The organism is Pantoea sp. Z09, from assembly GCF_022394795.1.
GTDB classification, from domain to species: domain Bacteria; phylum Pseudomonadota; class Gammaproteobacteria; order Enterobacterales; family Enterobacteriaceae; genus Pantoea; species Pantoea latae.
In genome coordinates, this window is sequence record NZ_CP092373.1 from 1,028,628 (window position 1) to 1,050,771 (window position 22,144).

At 62.7% G+C, this 22,144-nt stretch carries 18 protein-coding genes; 11 read left to right on the plus strand and 7 right to left on the minus strand.

The genetic code is table 11. The features are described 5' to 3' along the window. Window positions 1-130: 130 nt before the first annotated feature. Window positions 131-763: a response regulator gene (locus tag MC269_RS04900; protein ID WP_239954255.1), complete on the minus strand. Its 633-nt coding sequence runs from the start codon at window positions 761-763 to the stop codon at window positions 131-133. Between the two features lie 59 nt (window positions 764-822). Beyond that, window positions 823-2,514 carry a nitrate/nitrite two-component system sensor histidine kinase NarQ gene (gene narQ, locus MC269_RS04905; RefSeq protein WP_239954257.1) on the minus strand — a complete coding sequence of 564 codons (1,692 nt, stop codon included), beginning with the start codon at window positions 2,512-2,514 and terminating at the stop codon, window positions 823-825. A gap of 256 nt (window positions 2,515-2,770) precedes the next feature. Between narQ and MC269_RS04910 the strand changes: the two genes are divergently transcribed. From MC269_RS04910 to MC269_RS04925, 4 genes are all read left to right on the plus strand, one after another. Then, on the plus strand, window positions 2,771-3,043 hold the full coding sequence (locus MC269_RS04910) for a DUF1471 domain-containing protein (protein WP_239954258.1): 273 nt from the start codon (window positions 2,771-2,773) through the stop codon (window positions 3,041-3,043). A gap of 274 nt (window positions 3,044-3,317) precedes the next feature. Then, on the plus strand, window positions 3,318-4,814 hold the full coding sequence (gene ansP, locus MC269_RS04915) for an L-asparagine permease (RefSeq protein WP_081138304.1): 1,497 nt from the start codon (window positions 3,318-3,320) through the stop codon (window positions 4,812-4,814). A gap of 127 nt (window positions 4,815-4,941) precedes the next feature. Then, window positions 4,942-5,520, plus strand: coding sequence for a GDP-mannose pyrophosphatase NudK (gene nudK, locus MC269_RS04920; RefSeq protein WP_239954259.1), 579 nt, complete (start codon window positions 4,942-4,944; stop codon window positions 5,518-5,520). Window positions 5,521-5,729: 209 nt separating this feature from the next. Next, on the plus strand, window positions 5,730-6,797 hold the full coding sequence (locus MC269_RS04925) for a DUF1176 domain-containing protein (RefSeq protein ID WP_239954260.1): 1,068 nt from the start codon (window positions 5,730-5,732) through the stop codon (window positions 6,795-6,797). On the opposite strand, the gene ampH is transcribed toward MC269_RS04925, so the two are convergent. The 4 genes from ampH to rpiB form a co-directional block, all read right to left on the minus strand. Further along, complete coding sequence (gene ampH / locus MC269_RS04930) at window positions 6,794-7,963, minus strand: D-alanyl-D-alanine-carboxypeptidase/endopeptidase AmpH (protein ID WP_239954261.1); 1,170 nt, start codon at window positions 7,961-7,963, stop codon at window positions 6,794-6,796. The genes MC269_RS04925 and ampH overlap by 4 nt on opposite strands. Window positions 7,964-8,109: 146 nt before the next feature. Continuing rightward, window positions 8,110-10,110: a transketolase gene (gene tkt, locus MC269_RS04935; RefSeq protein ID WP_239954262.1), complete on the minus strand. Its 2,001-nt coding sequence runs from the start codon at window positions 10,108-10,110 to the stop codon at window positions 8,110-8,112. 69 nt (window positions 10,111-10,179) lie between these two features. After that, window positions 10,180-11,130: a transaldolase gene (gene tal, locus MC269_RS04940; RefSeq protein ID WP_081138294.1), complete on the minus strand. Its 951-nt coding sequence runs from the start codon at window positions 11,128-11,130 to the stop codon at window positions 10,180-10,182. A 276-nt stretch (window positions 11,131-11,406) separates the two neighbouring features. Beyond that, entirely contained in the window at window positions 11,407-11,871 is a 465-nt protein-coding gene (gene rpiB / locus MC269_RS04945) for a ribose 5-phosphate isomerase B (RefSeq protein ID WP_081138292.1), read from the minus strand. A 395-nt stretch (window positions 11,872-12,266) separates the two neighbouring features. On the opposite strand from rpiB, the gene MC269_RS04950 reads away from it, so the two are divergent. The 7 genes from MC269_RS04950 to maeB all read left to right on the plus strand — a co-directional run bounded on the left by MC269_RS04950 (window position 12,267) and on the right by maeB (window position 21,247). Next, window positions 12,267-13,598, plus strand: coding sequence for an MFS transporter (locus tag MC269_RS04950; RefSeq protein ID WP_081138290.1), 1,332 nt, complete (start codon window positions 12,267-12,269; stop codon window positions 13,596-13,598). 2 nt (window positions 13,599-13,600) lie between these two features. Continuing rightward, a complete protein-coding gene (locus MC269_RS04955) occupies window positions 13,601-15,346 on the plus strand; it encodes a dihydroxyacetone kinase family protein (RefSeq protein ID WP_239954264.1) in 1,746 nt (581 codons plus the stop codon). Beyond that, window positions 15,343-16,116, plus strand: coding sequence for a triose-phosphate isomerase family protein (locus MC269_RS04960; RefSeq protein ID WP_239954266.1), 774 nt, complete (start codon window positions 15,343-15,345; stop codon window positions 16,114-16,116). The genes MC269_RS04955 and MC269_RS04960 overlap by 4 nt, the downstream gene beginning before the upstream one ends. Continuing rightward, window positions 16,113-16,922, plus strand: a complete 810-nt coding sequence (locus tag MC269_RS04965; RefSeq protein WP_239954268.1) for a sugar phosphate isomerase/epimerase — start codon at window positions 16,113-16,115, stop codon at window positions 16,920-16,922. Before MC269_RS04960 ends, MC269_RS04965 begins: the two co-directional genes overlap by 4 nt. Window positions 16,923-16,926: 4 nt before the next feature. Next, window positions 16,927-17,784 (plus strand): phosphogluconate dehydrogenase C-terminal domain-containing protein, encoded by an 858-nt coding sequence (locus MC269_RS04970; RefSeq protein WP_081138286.1) that lies wholly within the window; start codon window positions 16,927-16,929, stop codon window positions 17,782-17,784. Between the two features lie 101 nt (window positions 17,785-17,885). Beyond that, window positions 17,886-18,851, plus strand: a complete 966-nt coding sequence (locus MC269_RS04975) for a sugar-binding transcriptional regulator (RefSeq protein ID WP_033753739.1) — start codon at window positions 17,886-17,888, stop codon at window positions 18,849-18,851. A gap of 116 nt (window positions 18,852-18,967) precedes the next feature. Continuing rightward, window positions 18,968-21,247, plus strand: coding sequence for an NADP-dependent oxaloacetate-decarboxylating malate dehydrogenase (gene maeB, locus MC269_RS04980; protein WP_239954270.1), 2,280 nt, complete (start codon window positions 18,968-18,970; stop codon window positions 21,245-21,247). On the opposite strand, the gene hemF is transcribed toward maeB, so the two are convergent. Then, window positions 21,242-22,144: an oxygen-dependent coproporphyrinogen oxidase gene (gene hemF / locus MC269_RS04985; protein ID WP_239954272.1), complete on the minus strand. Its 903-nt coding sequence runs from the start codon at window positions 22,142-22,144 to the stop codon at window positions 21,242-21,244. The two genes, maeB and hemF, sit on opposite strands and share 6 nt — an antisense overlap.

Consider the following 22,144-nt stretch of genomic DNA (forward strand, 5'->3'; position numbering starts at 1 on the left):
ATGCGGCCCACGGCAGAGGCGGGCCGAGCAGGCAAAGAAAAAGATAAATTTCCTGCCGGACCTTACTCTACGTGGCGCAAATTAGGACATCGTGGAGAAATTGTGGAGAAAGTGTAAATACCGCGTCAGGTCAGCTGTTGCGGCTCTCTAACCACATCACAGTTGCCGCGACGCGTGAGCGTACGTCTAACTTCTTCAGCAGATTGCGGATATGTACTTTTACCGTCTCTTCCGAAATATGCAGCGCGGCGGCGATCTCTTTGTTTGACAGCCCGCGCGCCACCTCCTGCAGCACGTCGCGCTCGCGTTCGGTAAGCTGGCGGAACGGACTGGCGCTGTGCTGGCGCGTGGCGAGGTAGTCGCGCACCGCGTCGCTGAAAATCTTCTCGCCGCGCGCCGCTTCCAGCAGCTGATCGGGCAGCAGCGCCGGATCGCCATCTTTCAGCAGGTAGCCGTCCGCGCCGGCGTCGATCATGGCGTCGATATCGCTGCGCGCGTCCGAGACGGTAAAGATAACAATGCGCGACGCGATCCCTTCGTGGCGCAGCGCCTTCAGCGTATCCAGCCCCGACATGCCCTTCATATTGAGATCGAGCAGGATGATATCGGGCGTCAGGCGGCGCGCCTCGGCCAGCGCTTCGGTGCCGTTGTTGGCCTCGGCAATCACCGCCAGACGCGGCTCCAGCGCCAGCAGCTGGCGAATGCCGCGCCGCATCAGCGGGTGGTCGTCCACAATCATGACCGTCAGCACAGGTTGTTGCATGTCTACTCCCGGCGAATAAAGAAAAAAGCCTGTTTTATCAATAAAAAGGGCGTTGGGGATCAACGCGATGTCTGGGCGTCGGTCTGCGGCGGAAAACGCAGCGCCACCTGAGTGCCGCGCGCCTGCGCCTGAATCGTTAGCTCGCCCGCCAGCCGCGCGGCGCGTTCCGACATAATGGTCAGGCCATAATGCCCCGGCGGCTCGTCGGTGCTGGCGATGCCGACGCCGTCGTCGGTCACGGTCAGCAGATGCTCGCCTTCCGCGTTGCGCTCATAGCGCACCGCGATGCTGCGCGCCTCGGCGTGGCGAATGGCGTTGAGTAGCGCTTCGCGCGCAATCTGCAGCAGATGCACCTGCTGCTGCGCATCCAGCGTCTCCAGTCCGGGCTGACAGCTAAAGCTAATCTTAGCCGTAACCTGCTCCTGCAACGAGGCGATCATCGCCTGCATCGCTGCCACCAGATCGGCCTGCTCGATGGTAAGGCGAAAGGTCGCCAGCAGCTCGCGCAGCTGGCGATAGGCGTCGGAGAGCGTGCGGTCAAAGTCGGCAATAATGTTTTGCGCCGCCGCGTTCGGATTGTCGAGCGCGCGGCGCAGCAGCGTCAGCTGGATGCGCATAAAAGAGAGCGCCTGCGCCAGTGAGTCGTGCAGCTCGCGGGCGATGGTGGCGCGCTCCTCGATTAACAGCATCTGCTGCACCTGCTTTTGCGTTTGCCAGATCCAGATGGCGCGCGACAGCATATTGCCCAGGCTCTGCATCAGCGCCTCGCGCGGCGCGTCGCGCTCGCTCTGCCAGCGCAGCGCGCCAGCCTGTTCGTCGTCCTGCGGCAGCGGCACGCTGTGCCAGCGCAGCGCACGGTCGCTGTTGCCGACGCAGAAGCGACCGTGCGCGCTCTCCAGCACCAGCACATGCAGGTTCTCGCGCTCGCGCACCTGCGCCATCACGCGCTCGAACAGTGTCGCGCTGAGCGGGCTGGCGGTAAGCAGCTGTGAACTCTCATACAGCAGCGACAGGGTGCGGTTGGCTTCCTGCAGGTCGCGCGTTTTCTCCTCTACCGCGCTGGCCAGCGCCTGATGGTGCGATTCAAGACGCGCCGCCATGGCGCTGAAGGTCTGCGCCAGCACGCGCAGCTCGTTATTCTGCTCCACCACCAGCGGCGGAAAGGCGAAGTTGCCGCTTTCCACGTAGCGGCTGGCGGTCACCAGCGCATTAAGCGGACGCACCACCTGACGACGGCTAAAGCGGATGGTGGCTAACGCCAGCGCCACGATGGCAATCACGCCCAGCAGGCTGCTGGCCGCCACCAGCTCCATTTTTCGCTCGCTGTAGCGCTGCAGCCCCATGACGAAGCGGTCGATCTCGCCGACGTAGTTCGCCACCTGCTGCTGATAGAGGTCCGCGTCGCCGCGCTGCAGCTGCTGCTGCAGCGCCGGCCAGGCGTGACGCAGATGCTGGTAGCGGCTGACCACCTCCTGCGGCACCCAGGGGCGATCGAGATCGCGCAGCGCCGGTTTGTCCAGCGTCTGGGCATACTCCAGCAGGTGCTGCTGCAGGAGCTGCGGGTTGCTGGTGCTGTCCCAGGCCAGACGGTAGCTCTGCATGCGCAGTGAACCGGCCAGGTTAATAGCCTCGGCGTCGCGCAGGCTGCTGGAGAGCGTCATCAGCGCCAGCCCGGTGGTCAGCAGTGCCAGCAGGACGATGGCGCTCAGCGCCTGGCCGATGCTGCGGGTCACGGATCGTTTCACTATCACGGCGATATCCCTGTTTTTGGTGCGGGCATTATAGAGAAGAGAAGGGCGAGCCGCCACGCGCATCGATGAGAGAGGACACGACGGGTTACATCCTGCACAAAAAATGACCTCTTCTGACACTTCCCAGGAGAGCGCTCAGCCGGACGTGTAAAAAGCAGACAGCTTTACATCGGCCAGATGTAGCCTTTCATTAGGGCGTTAATAATTCAATCCGGAATCAAGCTAATCACCTGCAACGCGACTGAAGGAGTATCTGATGAAAAAACTGACCGTGATACTGGCTGGCGCCCTGCTAGCCAGTGCGTCGTTCTCCTCGCTGGCGGCGACGCCGGTAGACCAGCAACAGGCGCAGAATCTGCAAAGCATCGGCAGCGTTTCCGTCTCTAACGCGCGCGGCTCGCTGGATGACGCGACGCGCCAGCTGTCGCAGAAAGCTGAAGAGATGGGCGCCAGCCACTACCGCGTTATCGGCGTCGAAAACCCAGGCGACTCCAGCCTGTGGCGCGGCACCGCAGAGATTTACCGCTAGCCCTCAGCCATACCCTTCCATCCCTGTAGCACTTACCGGCCTGCCAATGGCCGGTTTTTTTGTGCAACAAACCCGATTATTACAAAACACTTTGTGCGCCTCACCGGTATCTTTTGCTTCGTTCACGCAGAACGGGTAGGATTCATCGCCGTAATTTCCCCTGCCTTTTTACTAATAACTCACAGGCAGATAACAGGGTCATTACCCCATTTCGCATGGCGTACGCAATCGTTTGTGATCGCCATGATTGATGGTCAGGACAAACAGGAAGGCTATGAAATCTACTAAAAAAACCGCAGCCGAAATGCGTGCTGCGAAAAGACGCTGGCTGAACTCACATGACACCGGCTACCACAAGGCGATGGGCAATCGTCACGTTCAGATGATTGCTATCGGCGGCGCCATCGGCACCGGCCTGTTCCTTGGCGCAGGCGGCCGTTTGCAGGCGGCGGGACCGGCGCTGGCGATCATCTATCTGGTCTGCGGCATCTTCTCGTTCTTTATTCTGCGCGCGCTGGGCGAACTGGTGCTGCACCGTCCCTCCAGCGGCAGCTTCGTCTCCTACGCGCGTGAATTCCTCGGTGAAAAAGCCGCCTACGTCGCGGGCTGGATGTACTTCGTCAACTGGGCGATGACCGGCATCGTCGATATCACCGCGGTGGCGCTCTATATGCACTACTGGGGCGCGTTCGGCGACGTGCCGCAGTGGGTCTTCGCGCTGGGCGCGCTGGCCATCGTCGGCACCATGAACATGATCGGCGTTAAGTGGTTCGCCGAGATGGAGTTCTGGTTCGCGCTGGTTAAAGTGCTGGCGATTGCCATCTTCCTCGTGGTGGGCGTGGTGTTCCTCGGCACCGGCAAGCCGCTGGACGGCAACGCCACCGGCTTCCATCTGGTGACCGACAACGGTGGCCTGTTCCCGCACGGCCTGCTGCCAGCGCTGGTGCTGGTGCAGGGCGTGGTGTTCGCCTTCGCCTCTATCGAACTGGTGGGCACCGCCGCCGGCGAGTGTAAAGATCCGGCGACCATGCTGCCGAAGGCGATCAACAGCGTAATCTGGCGTATCGGCCTGTTCTACGTCGGGTCGGTGGTGCTGCTGGTGCTGCTGCTGCCGTGGAACGCCTATCAGGCGGGACAGAGCCCGTTCGTGACCTTCTTCTCGAAGCTGGGCGTGCCCTACGTTGGCAGCATCATGAACATCGTGGTGCTGAGCGCGGCGCTCTCCAGCCTCAACTCCGGCCTTTACTCCACCGGCCGCATTCTGCGCTCGATGGCGATGGGCGGTTCGGCGCCGAAGTTTATGGCGAAAATGAGCGGCCAGCAGGTGCCCTACGCCGGCATTCTGGTCACCATCGCGGTCTATGTGATCGGCGTGGTGCTGAACTACTACGTGCCTTCGCAGGTGTTCGAGATCGTGCTGAACGTCGCGTCGCTCGGCATTATCGCCTCATGGGGCTTTATCGTGATCTGCCAGATGCGCCTGCGTAAAGCGATCAAAGAGGGCAAAGCGGACGACGTCAGCTTTAAGCTGCCGGGCGCGCCGGTCACCTCCTGGCTGACGCTGCTGTTCCTGCTGAGCGTGCTGGTGCTGATGGCGTTCGACTATCCGAACGGCACCTACACCATCGCCGCCATCCCGGTGCTGGCGGTGATCCTGGTGCTGGGCTGGTTCGGCGTGCGCAAGCGCGTTGCGGCTATCGCCCAGACCGAGCATGACCACCTGCACGACGACGACAGCGCGCAGACGCTGGCGGACGACGCCGCGCGCTAACCCGCGCGGCTGCCTCCTGAAAAGCCTGCCCGCTAACGGCAGGCTTTTTTTCTTCCCGCCGCGTATAGTTTTCCCGCGCGCTTGCGCCTATGATGGCAAACTCCTCTAAAGCTGTAGCGGAGCCATCATGTCGTTCAAGATCAACATCATCAAAGATAAACTGCTCTCCGAAAATTACTTTATCCTGCGCAACTTCACCTATGAACTCGCCACCCGCAACGGCGACGTGGTGCGTCACAAGCGCGAAGTCTACGACCGCGGCAACGGCGCCACTATCCTGCTCTATAACCGCGAGAAAAACAGCGTGGTGCTGACGCGCCAGTTCCGTATCGCCACCTGGGTCAACGGCAACGCCAGCGGCATGCTGATTGAGGCGTGCGCCGGTTTGCTGGACAACGACTCGCCAGAGGTCTGCATTCGCAAAGAGGCGATTGAGGAGACCGGCTATGCGGTGGGCGAGGTGGAAAAACTCTACGAAGCCTATATGTCGCCGGGTGGCGTAACCGAGCTGATCCACTTCTTCGCCGCTGAATATAACGAATCGCTGCGCGACAACGCCGGCGGCGGCGTCGAAGATGAAGATATCGACGTGCTGGAGATCCCCTTCCCGGAGGCGCTGGCGATGGTCAAAGATGGCCGCATTCGCGACGGCAAAACCATTATGCTGCTGCAGCACGCGCAGCTGGCGGGCTGGCTGAAAGGCTAAGGCGCGGCATTGTCCGATAAATCCGATTGAGCTAAGCGCGCGCGCTACCGATGATGAGAGCGGTGATTTCACTGGCGCCGCGCCTCATTATCGTATGCTTTTTCAGCAGTTAAGTGCGCTTTCCGGACGGGGTCACAGTTTCAACCCACCCGATGCCCGGTCGTTGCGCTATCATCTCCACTCTGAGATTTTGGGGACCGTTTTTCTTGATGTCGACCTGGACGAAGTCACTGCTGCTGTTGCCTTTCCTTTTCGTTGCCTGCGTAAAAGCCGATCCACTGCAAAAGTCGTTTTCCGACTGGCAGGTGACCTGCAATAACGTCGGATTTTGCGTGGCACGCAATATCCCGGGCGATAAAGGGCTGGTGATGACCATCGCGCGCCATGCCGGCGTCAACGATCGGCCGCTGCTGCGTATCGACTACGGCAGCGCCTACAGCGGGGAAGTGCCCGGCGCGCCGCTGCAGGATAATTTGCTGCTCGATCAGCGCCGCCTGCGTCCCGACCTCAAGCACTGGACGGTCGAGCCGCATCATCTCGCCACCAGCCACGCCATCGCCATTGATGAATTTCTCGCACAGATCCTCGACGCGGACGCCATCCAGCTTACCTATAACGCGCAGGCCGCCATTTCGCTGCACGGCCTGAAGGCGGCGCTGCTGCTGATGGACGACGTGCAGGGCAGGGTAAACGGCATGAGCGCCTGGATAAAGCGCGGTTCGCGCGCGCTGTGGGATGTGCCGCCACAGCCGCCGCTGCCGTCGCTGCCCGACAGAGGCGCGCCGCCTGCCGCGCTGACCCGCGAGGAGACCAGCGGACTGCTCGACTACGGCACCTGGCGCCTGAGCGCCGACAGCTGTTCACTCGATCCGATGCGGCGCGAGGTCAACGTCGCGCCGCTGACCGACAGCAAAGCGCTGCTGATGGTGAGCTGCGAAATGGGCGCCTATAACGTCATCGATCTGGCGTTTGAGGTGACGCGCGCCGCGCCCTACGTGGCGCGCGGCATCAGCCTGACGCTGCCCTTTACGCCGCCGCGCGGCGAGCGTCAGGTTGAGCTGATCAACGCCGACTACGACGCCAGCACCGGTCAGCTCTACACCTTTGCCAAGGGACGAGGATTGGGGGACTGCGGCTCCGCCACGCGCTGGCGCTTTAACGGCACCGATTTTACCCTGGCGGAGTATGCGGAAGAGTCCACCTGTGACGCCTGGCACAGCAGCGACGACTGGCCAACCCTGTGGGTCTCCCAGCCGTCGCCCACCAGCGCGCCCTAGCGGATCGCCTGCACCATCATCGGCGAGCCGTTCTGATTGCCGACCAGCTCAGCCAGCAGATCGTTGACGCCGTCGCTCATGGCGCTAAAGCGCGTCAGCGGCGAGCGCGTCACCACCACAAACACCCCGACGTTATTCTGCGGCACCATCGCCATATAGGTAATGAAGCCGCCGCCGCCGCCGGTTTTCTGGATAATGCCAGGACGGCCGTTTTTCGGTCCCATATAAACCCAGCCCATGCCGATGGCGTCTGCTCTGCCCGGCACGTCCATGCCCTCGACTTTCGCCAGCTGGTCGCGGCGGTAGATCAGCGTCTGCATGCGATCGACCTGCGGTGAACGCGGGCTGACCGACGAGTTCAGGAACTGCTGCATCCAGCGGCCCATATCCTCGGGCGTCGAGTAGACGCCGCCGCTGCCGATGGCCGCCAGCGTGTTGTTGCAGGGGCTGGCGCCTTTCTCTGCCACCATCAGGCGGTCGCACTGCTCCGGCGACGGGGTAAAGGTGGTGTCTTTCATGCCGAGCGGGCGAGTGATCAGCTGCTGCAGCAGAGCCGGATAGGGCGTGCCCGCGGCGCGCGCCAGCGCGTCGCCCAGCAGGTCATAGCCCAGATTGGAGTAGGCGGCGTCGGTGCCCGGCGCGGCTTTCAGCTTCGCGCCCGCCAGCCACGCCCAGCGGTCGCTGCGCGTTGGCCAGACAAAGACCGGACGATGCGGCTTGCCGCCAGGCTGTTCGCGCGGCAGGCCGCTGGTGTGGGTCGAAAGGTTGATCAGGCGAATCGGCTGGCCGGCGTAGCTCGGCACGCGCGCGCCCGGCGGTGCATATTTGCTCAGCGGATCGTCAAGGCGAAGCTGGCCGCGCTCCGCCATCTTCACCATCACCTCGCTGGTCAGCAGCTTGCTGAGCGAGGCGATGCGGATCAGGGAATCTTTTTGCGGCCGCACGTTGTTGCCCGGTCGGGTATCGCCGAAGCTGGCGAAGACGCGCTGATTGCCGTCGATGGCGACCAGCGCCATGCCGGTGGCGCCGCTGCCGTAAAAAATATGTTCAGCGTAGCGATCGACAATCTGGGATGAAAGCAGCGGATCGGGCGCAATCTGCGCTTTGCCTGCCAATGGCGTCAGCGAAACCATTAGGGCGAGTAACCAGGGTGTACGTTTTTTCAACGGAAAAGCATCCAGCGAGAGGGAACGGAGAAGACCCTATAGTAATGCGTTTGCGTAAGCGGTGAAGGGGGCGGAAAAGATTTTTTTCTGTTTCAGGCTGTGAAGGGAAGTGGCCCTTCCCGCAGAAAAGGGAAGGGCCAGAAGTATTACGCTGGCTTGAGTAACGACTCCGCCTGCGCCACAACGTTCTCTACCGTAAAGCCGAAGGCCGGGAAGAGTTTGCCCGCCGGCGCGGATTCGCCGAAGGTGGTCATGCCGACAATTTTGCCGTCAATGCCGACATACTTGAACCAGTAGTCCGCAATACCCGCTTCCACCGCGACGCGCGCGCGCACCGTCGACGGCAGCACCGATTCGCGATAGGCGCTATCCTGCTTGTCGAACACGTCGGTGCTCGGCAGCGACACCACGCGCACTTTGTGGCCGTCGGTGGTCAGCTTCGCCGCCGCGTCCAGCGTGATCTCCACTTCGGAACCGGTGGCGATCAGGATGATATCCGGCGTGCCGTCGCTGTCCTTCAGGATATAGCCGCCGCGCGCGATATTCTCGACCTGCGCCGGAGTGCGCTCCGGCTGCAGCAGGTTCTGACGCGACAGAATCAGCGCGGTCGGGCCGTGATGGCGTTCGATAGCGGCTTTCCACGCTACCGCCGTTTCGACCTGATCGCACGGGCGCCAGGTGCTGAAGTTTGGCGTCAGGCGCAGGCTCGCCAGCTGCTCAACCGGCTGGTGCGTCGGGCCATCTTCGCCCAGGCCGATGGAGTCGTGGGTGTAGACCATGATCTGACGCGCTTTCATCAGCGCCGCCATACGCGCGGCGTTGCGCGCATACTCCACGAACATCAGGAAGGTGGCGGTGTAGGGCACGAAGCCGCCGTGATGGGCGATGCCGTTGGCGATAGCGGTCATACCAAATTCGCGCACGCCGTAGTGAATATAGTTGCCCGCCGGATCCTCTTTGATCGGCTTAGAGCCGGACCAGATAGTGAGGTTGCTCGGCGCAAGGTCTGCCGAGCCGCCCAGCAGCTCCGGCAGCAGCGAGCCGAGATGCTCCAGGGTGTTCTGCGACGCTTTACGGCTGGCGATCTTCTGCGGATTCGCCTGCAGGTCGCTAATGAATTTGTGGGTTTCGCTCTCCCAGGTCGACGGCATTTCGCCGTTCATACGACGCTGGTACTCTTCAGCCAGCTCGGGATGCGCCTGCTTATAGGCCGCCAGCTTGTCGTTCCACGCGCGTTCGCGCTCGGCGCCCGCCGCTTTGGCGTCCCACTGCTGATAAATGTCCTGCGGGATTTCAAACGGCGCCGAGGTCCAGCCCAGCTCTTTGCGCGCCAGCGCCACTTCCGCCTCGCCCAGCGCCGCGCCGTGTGACTCCTCTTTGCCCGCTTTGTTAGGCGAACCGAAGCCGATAACGGTGCGGCAGATAATCAGTGACGGCTTGTCGGTGACGCTCTGCGCCTCTTTAATCGCGCGGCTCACCGCCTCGGCGTCGTGGCCGTCGATTTCGCCGACGACGTGCCAGTCATAGGCTTCGAAGCGCTTGTGGGTGTCGTCGGTAAACCAGCCTTCGGTTTCGCCATCGATAGAGATGCCGTTGTGGTCGTAAAAGCCGATCAGCTTGCCCAGACCCAGCGTGCCCGCCAGCGAGCAGACCTCATGAGAGATCCCCTCCATCAAACAGCCGTCGCCCATAAACACATAGGTGAAGTGGTCGACGATATCGTGACCCGGGCGGTTGAACTGCGCAGCCAGCGTGCGCTCGGCGATCGCCAGACCCACGGCGTTGGCCAGGCCCTGGCCCAGCGGGCCGGTGGTGGTTTCCACACCTGGGGTGTAGCCGATCTCCGGGTGACCCGGGGTTTTAGAGTGCAGCTGACGGAAGTTTTTCAGCTCTTCCATCGGCAGATCGTAGCCGGTGAGGTGCAGCAGGCTATAAAGCAGCATCGACCCGTGGCCGTTAGAGAGGATAAAACGGTCGCGGTCGGCCCAGGCGGGGTTGGTCGGGTTGTGCTTCAGGTAATCGCGCCACAGCACTTCGGCGATGTCCGCCATGCCCATCGGCATGCCGGGGTGTCCGGAATTTGCTTTCTGTACCGCATCCATACTTAACGCACGAATCGCGTTCGCCAACTCTCTGCGTGATGACATAGGGTTCTCCCTTCGTTGAGCAGAAGTGCGGGCGGGAAACCCGCCCGACAAAGTTAAACAGGCAAAAAACTACAGGCGCGCGGCCAGCACGTCTTCGAGTTTCTGCTGATCCACGGCGAACTGACGGATGCCGTCGGAAAGTTTCTCTACCGCCATCGGATCCTGGTTGTGCTCCCAGCGGAACTCCGCTTCAGAGAGCGAGGCGGGCTGATGGAAACCTTCGGTTGACGGCTCCAGCTTGCGCTCAACCGGCGCGTCGCTGTTCTGCAGCTCTTCCAGCAGGTTCGGGGAGATGGTCAGACGGTCACAGCCCGCCAGCGCGATAATCTGTTCTACTTTACGGAAGCTCGCGCCCATGATGATGGTGCTGTAGCGATGCTTTTTGTAGTAGTCATAGATGCGACGCACCGATTTCACGCCTGGATCTTCATCCACCACGTACGGGTCGAGCGGTTTGCGGCTGTTGTACCAGTCGTAGATGCGGCCGACGAACGGCGAGATCAGGTAAACGCCCGCTTCGGCGCAGGCGCGCGCCTGGGCGAAGGAGAAGAGCAGCGTCAGGTTGCAGTGGATGCCGTTTTTCTCCAGCTCTTCAGCCGCCTTGATCCCTTCCCAGGTGGAGGCGAGTTTGATCAGGATGCGCGAACGGTCGATGCCGTGCTCTTCATAGAGGCGAACCAGTTTTTCCGCTTTGGTCACACACATGCCACGATCGAAAGAGAGGCGCGCATCTACTTCGGTCGAAACACGGCCCGGTACGCTTTTCAGGATCTCCATACCGAGGTTAATCGCCACTTTGTCGCTGGCGTTGATGATCTGCGTCTCTTTGCTGCCGCCTTGCTTTTTCGCATAGTCGATGGCGTCGTCGATCAGGTGCTTGTAGCCCTCGAGGCCTGCGGCTTTCAGGATCAGAGACGGGTTGGTGGTGGCGTCTTCAGGATGGTAGTTGCGAATGGATTCGATATCGCCGCTGTCCGCCACGACCGTGGTGAACTGTTTTAATGCGTCTAGCTGGTTCATCTTTTAACTCCTTGATGAGCAATTCTTTATTGCGAATGATTTCACCCTGCAACACAGTGCATCAGGCGTTCGGTGATGAAAATACTCTTTTTCTGATTATTGCGATGGGTTGAACTCATCGAGGCCCCGCACGGCGAAAACAGCGTGACGTCAAACAGGGAGAGCGAGCTGCAACATCCTGTCAGCCAGCCGGGGGGCGAAAATCGCGCATCACAAAGGTTAGCAGAACTGACAGGTTCTGCCGGATGAACCGCACTTTCCGCCCGGTCAGGCGCCTCAGCGGCAGGCGTTGTGCGCCGTCTGCTCGTAGAAGCCGATCTTTTCCACTTTTTCCGTCGATCCGCCGCCCTCAAACTCTGACGCCAGCCAGGCGTTGACGATCGATTTCGCCAGTTCCGGCCCGACCACGCGTGCGCCCAGCGTCATCACCTGCGCATTGTTGCTTTTGCGCGCGCGTTCGGCGGAGTAGGTGTCGTGACACTGCGCCGCGCGAATGCCCGGCACCTTGTTGGCGACGATCGCCATACCGATGCCGGTGCCACACACCAGAATGCCGCGGGCGAACTGACCGTCGCTGATGGCGTTCGCCAGGCTCCAGGCGATGTCGGGATAGATCGGCAGGTCCCGGCGCGCGTCGTTGCTGTAATCCACCACTTCGTAGTGCAGTGATTCAAGGTGGCGTTTGATCAGGTTTTTCAGTTCCAGCGCCGCGTCATCGGCGCCAATCGCAATGGTGCTCATCCGGTTCTCTCCAGCTATTTAACAGGGCCCGCAAGCCGGGCAGAAAGTCATGCTCGGTTTTAGCCTGCCATAGTTTTGTTCATATGTTCAAGTGTGTTTCATTTGTTTTGTGCGGATACGCGGCTCCGGGAGGGTGCCGCGCACCCGCAAGAGGCGCACCTGCCGGGTATTTTTCTTAAATTTAACCGAAAGACGTTTCATTTGAGAGCGATCACATTTTTGCATACTGCGCTTGAGACATGTTCATTTAATCGTTTAGTGTTCATTTGTTCATGCAGGCCAGCAACAATAAGATCCGTTGAGGACATCACCATGACACTTACCGACCCGACTGCGCGCCCTGCGGCGCGCTTACCAGGAAACCAGCGCGCCTCGTCGCGCTGTGGAGGCGCAACATGACGCAACAGACGCAGGCGCAGATCGAACAGTCCACCATTCGCAAAATCTCCTGGCGACTGGTGCCGTTCGTGGCGCTGATGTTCTTTATCAACTTTCTCGACCGTACCGCTATTTCCTTCGCCGGGCCGAACGGCATGACGCAGGATCTGGGGCTGAGCGCCGCGCAGTTCGGGCTCGCCTCGGGCATCTTCTTTATCGGCTATATCCTGCTGGAGGTGCCGAGCAACCTTGCGCTGCACCGCTTCGGCGCGCGCAAATGGCTGGCGCGCATTATGGTGAGCTGGGGCATCGTGTCGCTGCTGTTCGCCTGGGTCAGCAGCGTCGAGGGCCTCTATACGCTGCGGCTGCTGCTCGGCATTGCGGAAGCGGGCTTCTTTCCCGGTGCGATCCTCTACCTCAGCCTCTGGGTGCCGGCGCGCCATCGCAGCAAAATTCTTTCGCTGTTCTACCTGGCGCAGCCGCTGACGGTGGTGTTCGGCGCGCCGCTGGCGGCAGGCATGATCGAGCAGCACGGCCTGTTTGGCATGGAAGGCTGGCGGCTGATGTTTATCGGCGTGTCGGTGCCCGCCATTCTGATCGGCGTCGTGACGCTGTTCTGGCTGGTGGACGCGCCGCGTGACGCACGCTGGCTCACCCGCGAAGAGAAACAGTGGCTGACGCGCGAGCTGGAGAGCGAGCACGCCGCCAAGCAAAACGCGCATCCTGGCGTACGCACCGTGCTGGGCAACGGCCGTGTCTGGCTGCTCTGCCTGATCTATTTCGGCTTTATCTATGGCCTTTACGCGCTCGCCTTTTTCCTGCCGACCATCATCGGCGGCTTTCAGCAGCAGTTCGGCACCACCTTTAACGTGATGCAGAAAGGGCTAATCACCGGCGCGCCCTATCTGGTGGCGGCCGTGGTGATGTTTTTCTGGTCGCGCGACGCCTCGCGCCGCGGCTGTAAAACCTGGCATATCGCGCTGCCTGCGCTGGCGGGCGGCATCAGCGTGCCGCTGGCGCTCTATATGAACTCGCCGCTCAGCACCATGCTGGTTATCGCCGTCACCGCCAGCTCCATCTTCGCCGCGCTGCCCAACTTCTGGACCCTGCCGACGCAGTTCCTGTCCGGCGCCTCGGCGGCCGCCGCCATCGCCCTGATCAACACGCTGGGCAACGTGGCGGGCTTCTCGGCGGGCTATATCACCGGCGCGCTGCACGACGCCACGCAAAGTTACACGCTGCCGATGATGGTGGTGGGCGGCTTTATGCTGCTGTCAGCGCTGCTGATGCTGCTGCTGAACCGCCGCCGCGCTGAACCGCTGGCCTCCTCTCTTGCTCAGGAGCATTAATCATGACGTATCTCTACAACCAGCCCTCTGCGTTTGCGGCGGAGCTGATCGAAGGTTTTGTCGCGGCCAACGCGGATAAAGTGCGCCAGGTGCCTGGCGGCGTGGTGCGCAGCACGCGCAGCCAGCCCGGCACGGTGGCGGTGGTGGTGGGCGGCGGCTCCGGCCACTATCCCGCCTTTGCCGGACTGGTGGGGCAGGGCATGGCGCACGGCGCCGCCATGGGCAATCTGTTCGCTTCGCCGTCGGCACAGCAGATCGTTAACGTAGCGCGTGCGGCGCACAACGGCGGCGGCGTGCTGCTCACCTTCGGCAACTACGCCGGCGACGTGCTGCATTTTGGCCAGGCGTGCGAGCGTCTGCGGGCCGAGGGCATCGCCTGCGAAGTGGTAACGGTCACCGACGATATCTCCAGCGCCAGCCTGGAAGAGATTGAAAAGCGCCGCGGTGTTGCCGGCGATTTAACCGTGTTTAAAGTCGCCAGCGCCGCGGCGGAAGCGGGCCACAGCCTGGCGCAGGTGGCCGCGCTGGCGCGCCATGCCAACCAGCGCACGCGCTCCTTCGGCGTCGCGTTCTCCGGCTGTACCTTGCCTGGGGCGACGCAGCCGCTGTTCAGCATTGACGCTGGACGTATGGCGCTCGGCATGGGTATTCACGGCGAGCCGGGCATCAGCGAAAGCGACGTGCCGCGCGCCGACGTGCTGGCGGAAATCTTCGTCGACAACCTGCTGAGCGAACTGCCGCCGGGCGTCACACTGCAGCCAGGCACACGCGTGGCGGCGATACTCAACGGGCTGGGATCGGTGAAATATGAAGAGCTGTTCGTGGTTTATCGCCGCGTGGCGCAGCTGCTGCGCGAACAGCAGCTGGAGATCGTCGAGCCGGAAGTGGGCGAGTTCGTCACCAGCTTTAATATGGCGGGCGCATCGCTGACGCTGATGTGGCTGGATGAGGCGCTGGAAAGGTGCTGGCGCGCGCCGGCCAACGCGCCGGCCTTTCGCAAAGGCAGCGTGATCGTTGCCGAACCGCTGGAGGCGAGCGCGTGCGAGCAGACGACGCAGAGCGCGATCCCCGCCGCCAGCGCCGCATCGCGGCAGAGTGCGCAGCGCGTGCTGGCGATACTCGACGCCATCGCCGCTGTGATACAGCGTAACGCTGAGCAGCTCGGGCGCATCGACGCCGTTGCCGGCGACGGCGACCACGGCATCGGCATGGAGCGCGGCGTGCTGGGCGCGCTGGCGCAGGCGCGCGACGTTGCCGCGCAGGGCGCGGGCGCGGGCACGCTGCTGTGCCGGGCCGCCGATGCCTGGGCGGATAAGGCGGGCGGCACCTCGGGCGCGCTGTGGGGCGTGGCGCTGACCGCCATCGGCACCGCGCTGGGCGACGAGCGCAAACCCGACGCGCAGCGCGTTGCCGACGGCGTAAAGCAGGCCAAAGAGGGCATTATGCACTTCGGCAAAGCCAAACCCGGCGACAAAACCATGGTGGATGTGCTGGTGCCGTTCAGCGACAGCCTGAGCGCGGCGGTGGCGCGCGGCGCGTCGCTGGCTGACGCCTGGCAGCAGGCGGCGGAAACGGCGCAGGCCGCCGCGCAGGCCACCGCCCAGCTGCTGCCGAAGATGGGCCGCGCCCGTCCGCTGGCGGAAAAAAGCCTCGGCACGCCAGACGCCGGCGCGGTGTCGCTGGCGCTGATTGTCGCTACGGTGGCGGAGCGCCTGCGCGAAAATCAGCCGCAGGGAGCCTCGGTATGACGCAGCCCGCTATCTGGCTGGGAACCAGCCTGAAAATGTATTTCAGCTACGCGCAGACGCTGACATGGTGCCGCGCGGTGGCGCAGATCGCGCGCCAGCACCCCGCGGTGCGCGAGGGACGCGTCGGCCTGTTCGTGCTGCCCGCTTTTCCGGCGCTGCCGGCGGTGAAGGCGCTGTTTGCCGATACGCCGGTGCGCGTCGGCGCGCAAAATATCGCGCCCGCCGCCAGCGGCGCCTGGACCGGCGAGGTGAGCGCCAGCATGGTGCAGGAGCTGGGCGGAACGCTGGCGGAGATCGGCCATGCGGAACGCCGCCGCTACTTTGCGGAAAACGATGCGCAGATCGCCGCCAAGGTCGCGCTGGCATTGCAGTCCCGGCTGACGCCCGTGTTGTGCCTCGGCGAGGCGCAGCAGGATACGCCCGACGCGGCGGCAGAGGCGTGCGCCCTCCAGCTTTCGCGCGCGCTGGCTGAGTCGCAGTCGCTGCACGGCAGCCTGCTGCTCGCCTACGAGCCGCAGTGGGCGATTGGCGCGCCGCAACCCGCGCCGGAAGAGCATATCCGCGCGGTGTGCCGTGCCCTGCGCCAGCAGCCGCTGCCGCCAGGCATTGCGCTGCAGGTGATCTACGGCGGCAGCGCCGGTCCGGGTCTGCTGAGCCGGCTGGAAGCGAGCGTCGACGGCCTGTTTCTCGGCCGCTTCGCCCACGATCCCGCCGCGCTGGCGCAGATGGTTGATGAAGCCGCCGCGCTGCTGGCGAGGGAGAGCGTATGAGCCGGATTGGATTAAGCACCTACGCCTTTTTCTGGCGCCTGTCGGATCGCGCGCCGCAGCCGCTGACGCTGGCGCAAATGCTGCAGCAAACCGCCGACCTCGACGTGCCGGTATTTCAGATTTGCGATTACCCGGCGATAGAGAGCTGGAGCGACGCGCAGCTGCGTGAGCTGAAGCAGCAGGCCGACACTCTCGGCATCACGCTGGAGCTGGGCACGCGCGGCCTCGCCACTGCCCATCTGCAGCGCTATCTGCATATGGCGGCGCTGCTAGAGGCGAAAGTGATCCGCTCGATGTGCTTTACCGCCACACATCGTCCGTCGCCTGCCGAGGCGCAGCAGCTTATCGCCGAGGTGCTGCCCGCTTTTGAAAGTCAGCAGGTGAAACTCTGCCTCGAAACCTATGAGCAACTCTCCAGCGCCGATCTAATGGCGCTGATCGATCTTTTCCCCTCGCCGTGGCTGGCGGTCTGTCTCGATCCGGCCAACTGCGTGGCGGGACTGGAGCTGCCGCAGCAGGTCATCGCCAACACCGCCGCGCGCGTCGGCAATCTGCACATCAAAGATTTCGCCTTTTCGCGCCGCGACGGCTGGGTCGGCTTTACCCTGGCGGGCGTGCCGCTTGGCGAAGGGCTGCTGGATTACGACGCGCTGATTGCCAGCGTGCGGCCAGCTGAAAAAGGCATTAATCAGATTATCGAGCACTGGCTGCCGTGGCAGGAGAGCGCAGAGCGCACCTGCCAGCTGGAAGCGCAGTGGACGCAGCGCTGTGTCGAATTCTTACGTCGTAAACAAGATCAGGAGTAACACCATGAGCAATCAACTGAAAACCATTACTGTTATTGGCGCAGGCGGCAAAATGGGCATGCGCATCTCCGCCAACCTGCAGCGCAGCGACTATCAGGTCTTCTACTGCGAAAACTCACCGCAGGCGCAGGCGCAAATCGGCGCCCAGGGCCGCGAAATTTCCGACGCCGCCTCCGTGGTGCCGCTGAGCGACGTGGTGATCCTCGCCGTGCCCGATATCGTGCTGGGCAAGGTTTCGGAAACGGTGGTGCCGCAGATGAAGCGCGGCGCGGTGCTGCTGACGCTCGATCCGGCGGCGGCCTACGCCAATCTGATCGCCCAGCGTGACGATATCGAGTATGCGGTGGCGCATCCCTGCCATCCGTCGGTGTTCCTGCAGCGCTACACCAAAGAGGAGCATGAGGATGCCTTCGGCGGCGTGGCGGCGATCCAGCATATCGCGGCGGCTTGGGAGAACGGCAGCGACGCGCAGAGAGCGGAGCTGGCGCAGGTGATCAACGTGATGTATGGCCCGGTGGATCAGGTGCACTGGGTGACGGTGACGCAGCTCGCCTATCTGGAGCCGACGCTGGTGGAAACCGTCGCCTGCATGGTCGGCGCCTTTATGAAAGAGGCGCTGGACGAGACGGTGAAGCACAGCGGCGTGCCGGAAGAGGCGGCGAAAGCGATGCTCTACGGCCATATCCAGATCGCGCTGGCGGTCGCCTTCCGCGCCACCAACCCCTTCTCGGACGCCTGCATGATCGCCATGGAGTATGGCCGCGAGAAGATCGTCAAGCCGGACTGGAAGCAGATCTTCGATCAAAAAGAGCTGGATATCGTGATTGCGCGCATGCTGAAAATTGACGCCATCCGCCGCTGATCTGTGACGACAAAAGCGGCTCGCGGGCGCACGCCTGGCTAAGTGAGCCGCATCAGTGTTATAAATCCCGGCAGTTAACGGCAACGCTCAATCAGGTCACGATGGAAAAACATACCCTCGCTCCGGACACGGAACTGCTGACGGAAATCGCCGTCGCTTACTATCAGGATGAGATCACGCAGGAAGAGATCGCGCGCAAGTTCGGCATCTCGCGCATCAAGGTCGGACGACTGCTGAAACGAGCGAAAGAAGAGGGCATTGTTGAGATCAATGTTCGCTACCATCCAGTTTTCAGCACCCGACTGGAGCAGCAGCTGCTGGATCGCTTTCCGCAGCTGCAGCGCGCGCTGATCGCGCTCGACCAGCAGGATGGCGATGAGCAGCGCCGTCAGGTGGCGGCGCTGGTCTCGGCGCATCTGGCGCAAAATCTCAAAGAGAACACCGTGGTGGCGGTAGGCCAGGGGCGCAACGTCGCGGCGGTGGCCGATCATCCCGGCGCGGTGCCGCTGCGCAACTGTCACTTTATCTGCGGCATTGGCGGCACCCATCGCCCAGGCGACGCCATCAACGCCGATCACATCAGTCGTCGGCTGGCGAAAAAGTTCGGCGGCTTTAGCGAAACGCTCTATGCGCCCGCCTATGTGGAAAACCGCGCGCTGAAAGAGGCGTTTATGCAGAACGGCACCATCAAAGAGACGCTGGATCGTGCGCGTAAGGCGGATATCGCCCTGGTGGGCATCGGCGATATGAATGAAAACAGCTATATGGTCAAACTCGGCTGGTTTACCCCGCACGAAATTATCGACGCCAGCGTCAATCAGGGCGTCACCGGCGACGTGGCGGGCTACGATTTTTTCAACGCGCAGGGCCAGCACGTGGACACGGTGATGAACGACCGCGTCATCGGTCTGAGCATCGACGAGCTGCGTAAAATTCCCTGCGTTATCGCCATCGCCGCGGAAAACACCAAAGCGATGGCGCTGCTCGGCGCGCTGCGCACCGGCGCTATCGATATCGTCGCCACCTCGGCGCAGAACATCCGCACCATCCTCAGCATGACGCAGTAGCGTGCAAAACGGTGTCGCCAGCGGCACCGAACGCCCCGATCGCGATCGCTCCGAGGTTTTCCTTGTCAGCAGCCTTTTATACTGCCAGCGCACTGAAGCTGAAAAAGGAACCGACAATGGACGACCAACTTAAGCAGAGCGCGCTGGATTTTCATCAGTTTCCCACGCCGGGAAAAATCCAGGTTTCCCCGACTAAACCTCTCGCCACCCAGCGCGATCTGGCGCTGGCCTACTCTCCTGGCGTTGCCGCGCCCTGTCTGGAAATCGCGCAGGATCCGCTGGCAGCGCACAAATACACCGCGCGCGGCAATCTGGTGGCGGTGATCTCCAACGGCACCGCGGTGCTGGGACTCGGCAATATCGGCGCGCTGGCGGGCAAGCCGGTGATGGAAGGAAAAGGGGTATTATTCAAAAAATTCGCCGGCATCGACGTCTTCGATATCGAGATCGACGAGCAGGATCCCGAGCGCCTGATCAACGTTATCGCCGCGCTGGAGCCGACCTTCGGCGGCATTAACCTTGAAGATATCAAAGCGCCGGAGTGCTTCTACATCGAGCAGCAGCTGCGCCAGCGTATGAAAATCCCGGTGTTTCACGACGATCAGCACGGCACCGCGATTATCTGCACGGCGGCGGTGCTCAACGGGCTGCGCATCGTCGATAAAGCGATCGACGCGGTGCGGCTGGTGGTCTCTGGCGCAGGCGCTTCGGCCATCGCCTGCCTCAACCTGCTGGTGGCACTCGGGCTGCAAAAGCGCCATATCGTGGTGTGCGACTCGAAAGGGGTGATCTACCGCGATCGCGAAGCGGACATGGCGCCGACCAAGGCCGCCTACGCGATTGAGGATAACGGCGCGCGCAGGCTGGAAGAGGTGATCGCGCAGGCGGATATTTTCCTCGGCTGCTCCGGGCCGCGCGTGCTGACACCGGAGATGGTGCAGAAGATGGCGCGCGATCCGCTGATCCTCGCGCTGGCCAACCCCGAGCCGGAGATTATGCCGCCGCTGGCGAAAGCGGTGCGGCCAGACGCGATTATCTGCACCGGGCGCTCTGATTTTCCTAACCAGGTTAACAACGTGCTCTGCTTCCCGTTTATTTTTCGCGGCGCGCTCGACGTTGGCGCGACCACCATTAACGAGGAGATGAAGCTGGCGGCGGTGCACGCCATCGCCGCGCTGGCGCAGGCGGAGCAGAGCGACGTGGTTGCCTCCGCCTATGACGACCAGGATCTCAGCTTCGGGCCGGACTATCTGATCCCCAAACCTTTCGATCCGCGCCTGATCGTGCAGATCGCGCCGGCGGTGGCGCGCGCCGCGATGGAGTCGGGCGTGGCGACCCGGCCTGTTGACGATTTCGACGCCTACCGCGAGAAGCTCACCGAATTCGTCTATAAAACCAACCTGTTTATGAAGCCGATCTTTTCCCAGGCGCGCAAGGCGCCGAAGCGCGTGGTGCTGGCGGAAGGGGAAGAGGTGCGCGTGCTGCACGCCACCCAGGAGCTGGTGACGCTTGGCCTGGCGCGGCCGATCCTGATCGGTCGCCCCAACGTTATCGCCATGCGTTTGCAGAAGCAGGGGCTGAAGATCGAAGCCGGCAAGGATTTCGACGTGGTCAACAATGAGTCAGATCCGCGCTTCAAGGCGTACTGGAACGAGCATTACCAGATGATGAAGCGGCGCGGCGTGACGCCCGAGCAGGCGCAGCGCGCGGTGATCGGCAACCCGACGCTGATTGGCGCCATTATGGTGCATCGCGGCGAGGCGGACGCGCTGATCTGCGGCACCATCGGCGACTATCAGGAGCACTACGACGTGGTGGAGAAGGTGTTCGGCCTGCGCGACGACGTCAAGGTCGCCGGCGCGATGAACGCGCTGCTGCTGCCGAGCGGCAATACCTTTATCGCCGACACCTACGTCAATGAGGATCCCACGGCGGAACAGCTGGCCGACCTGACGCTGCTGGCGGCGGAAACGGTGCGCCGCTTCGGCATTGAGCCGCGCGTCGCGCTGCTGTCGCACTCCAGCTTCGGCACCTCTGACGCGCCGGGGGCGCGCAAAATGCGCGAGGCGCTGGCGATGATCCAGCGCCGCGCGCCGGAGCTGGAGGTCGACGGCGAGATGCACGGCGACGCGGCGCTGATAGAGAGCATCCGCCGCGAGCAGATGCCGGACAGCCCGCTGAAAGGCGCGGCCAACCTGCTGATCATGCCCAACGTCGAGGCGGCGCGAATTAGTTACAACCTACTTCGCGTCTCCAGCTCAGAGGGCGTCACCGTTGGCCCGGTGCTGATGGGCATCAGCAAGCCGGTGCATGTGCTGACGCGCATCGCGTCGGTCAGGCGCATCGTCAATATGGTGGCGCTGGCGGTGGTCGAGGCGCAGACCGCGCCGTTATAGCCAGTCGCGCACCGGTAAAAAGTCGCGCGTCAGCGCGGCTTCCGGCGAGTCGGGTTCCGGCTGATAGTCATACTCCCAGCGCACCAGCGGCGGCATCGACATCAAAATCGACTCGGTGCGGCCGCCGGTCTGCAGACCAAACAGCGTGCCGCGATCCCACACCAGGTTGAACTCGACGTAGCGTCCACGGCGGTAGAGCTGGAACTGACGTTCGCGCTCGCCCCAGGGCAGCGCCTTACGACGCGTGACGATTGGCAGGTAGCCGTCGAGGAAGCCGTTACCCACCGCCTGCATAAAGGCGAAGCTGGTGTCGAAGTCCGGCGCGTTGAGATCGTCGAAAAAGAGCCCGCCGATGCCGCGCTGCTCGTCGCGGTGTTTCAGGTAGAAGTAGTCGTCGCACCATTTTTTGTAGCGCGGGTAGACCTCGCTGCCAAACGGCTGGCAGAGATCGAACGCGGTCTGATGCCAGTGGACCGCATCCTCCTCGAAGCCGTAGTAGGGCGTCAGATCGAAGCCGCCGCCGAACCACCACACCGGATCGGCGCCCGGCTTTTCAGCGATAAAAAAGCGCACGTTGGCGTGGCTGGTCGGCACATAGGGGCTGTGCGGATGGATCACCAGCGACACGCCCATCGCTTCGAAGCTGCGGCCCGCCAGCTCCGGGCGGTGCGCCGTGGCCGACGCGGGCATTTGATCGCCATGCACGTGGGAGAAGTTGACGCCCGCCTGCTCAAACACCGCGCCGTCGCGCAGCACCCGGCTGCGCCCACCGCCGCCGCCCGGCCGCTGCCAGCTGTCTTCGATAAACTGCGCACCGCCGTCGGCCGCCGCCAGTTGATTACAGATTGTCTCCTGCAGGTTCAGCAGAAAGGCTTTAACGCGGGAAATATCGGGCAT

What these genes read in the sequence shown, in the direction of transcription:
- maeB (WP_239954270.1), top strand. Translation starts at nt 18,968, where the DNA reads ATGGACGACCAACTTAAGCAGAGCGCGCTGGATTTTCATCAGTTTCCC.
- MC269_RS04965 (WP_239954268.1), top strand. Translation starts at nt 16,113, where the DNA reads ATGAGCCGGATTGGATTAAGCACCTACGCCTTTTTCTGGCGCCTGTCG.
- rpiB (WP_081138292.1), bottom strand. Translation starts at nt 11,871, where the DNA reads ATGAGCACCATTGCGATTGGCGCCGATGACGCGGCGCTGGAACTGAAA.
- MC269_RS04910 (WP_239954258.1), top strand. Translation starts at nt 2,771, where the DNA reads ATGAAAAAACTGACCGTGATACTGGCTGGCGCCCTGCTAGCCAGTGCG.
- tal (WP_081138294.1), bottom strand. Translation starts at nt 11,130, where the DNA reads ATGAACCAGCTAGACGCATTAAAACAGTTCACCACGGTCGTGGCGGAC.
- tkt (WP_239954262.1), bottom strand. Translation starts at nt 10,110, where the DNA reads ATGTCATCACGCAGAGAGTTGGCGAACGCGATTCGTGCGTTAAGTATG.
- MC269_RS04975 (WP_033753739.1), top strand. Translation starts at nt 17,886, where the DNA reads ATGGAAAAACATACCCTCGCTCCGGACACGGAACTGCTGACGGAAATC.
- MC269_RS04960 (WP_239954266.1), top strand. Translation starts at nt 15,343, where the DNA reads ATGACGCAGCCCGCTATCTGGCTGGGAACCAGCCTGAAAATGTATTTC.
- ansP (WP_081138304.1), top strand. Translation starts at nt 3,318, where the DNA reads ATGAAATCTACTAAAAAAACCGCAGCCGAAATGCGTGCTGCGAAAAGA.
- MC269_RS04970 (WP_081138286.1), top strand. Translation starts at nt 16,927, where the DNA reads ATGAGCAATCAACTGAAAACCATTACTGTTATTGGCGCAGGCGGCAAA.
- MC269_RS04900 (WP_239954255.1), bottom strand. Translation starts at nt 763, where the DNA reads ATGCAACAACCTGTGCTGACGGTCATGATTGTGGACGACCACCCGCTG.
- nudK (WP_239954259.1), top strand. Translation starts at nt 4,942, where the DNA reads ATGTCGTTCAAGATCAACATCATCAAAGATAAACTGCTCTCCGAAAAT.
- hemF (WP_239954272.1), bottom strand. Translation starts at nt 22,144, where the DNA reads ATGCCCGATATTTCCCGCGTTAAAGCCTTTCTGCTGAACCTGCAGGAG.
- MC269_RS04925 (WP_239954260.1), top strand. Translation starts at nt 5,730, where the DNA reads ATGTCGACCTGGACGAAGTCACTGCTGCTGTTGCCTTTCCTTTTCGTT.
- MC269_RS04950 (WP_081138290.1), top strand. Translation starts at nt 12,267, where the DNA reads ATGACGCAACAGACGCAGGCGCAGATCGAACAGTCCACCATTCGCAAA.
- MC269_RS04955 (WP_239954264.1), top strand. Translation starts at nt 13,601, where the DNA reads ATGACGTATCTCTACAACCAGCCCTCTGCGTTTGCGGCGGAGCTGATC.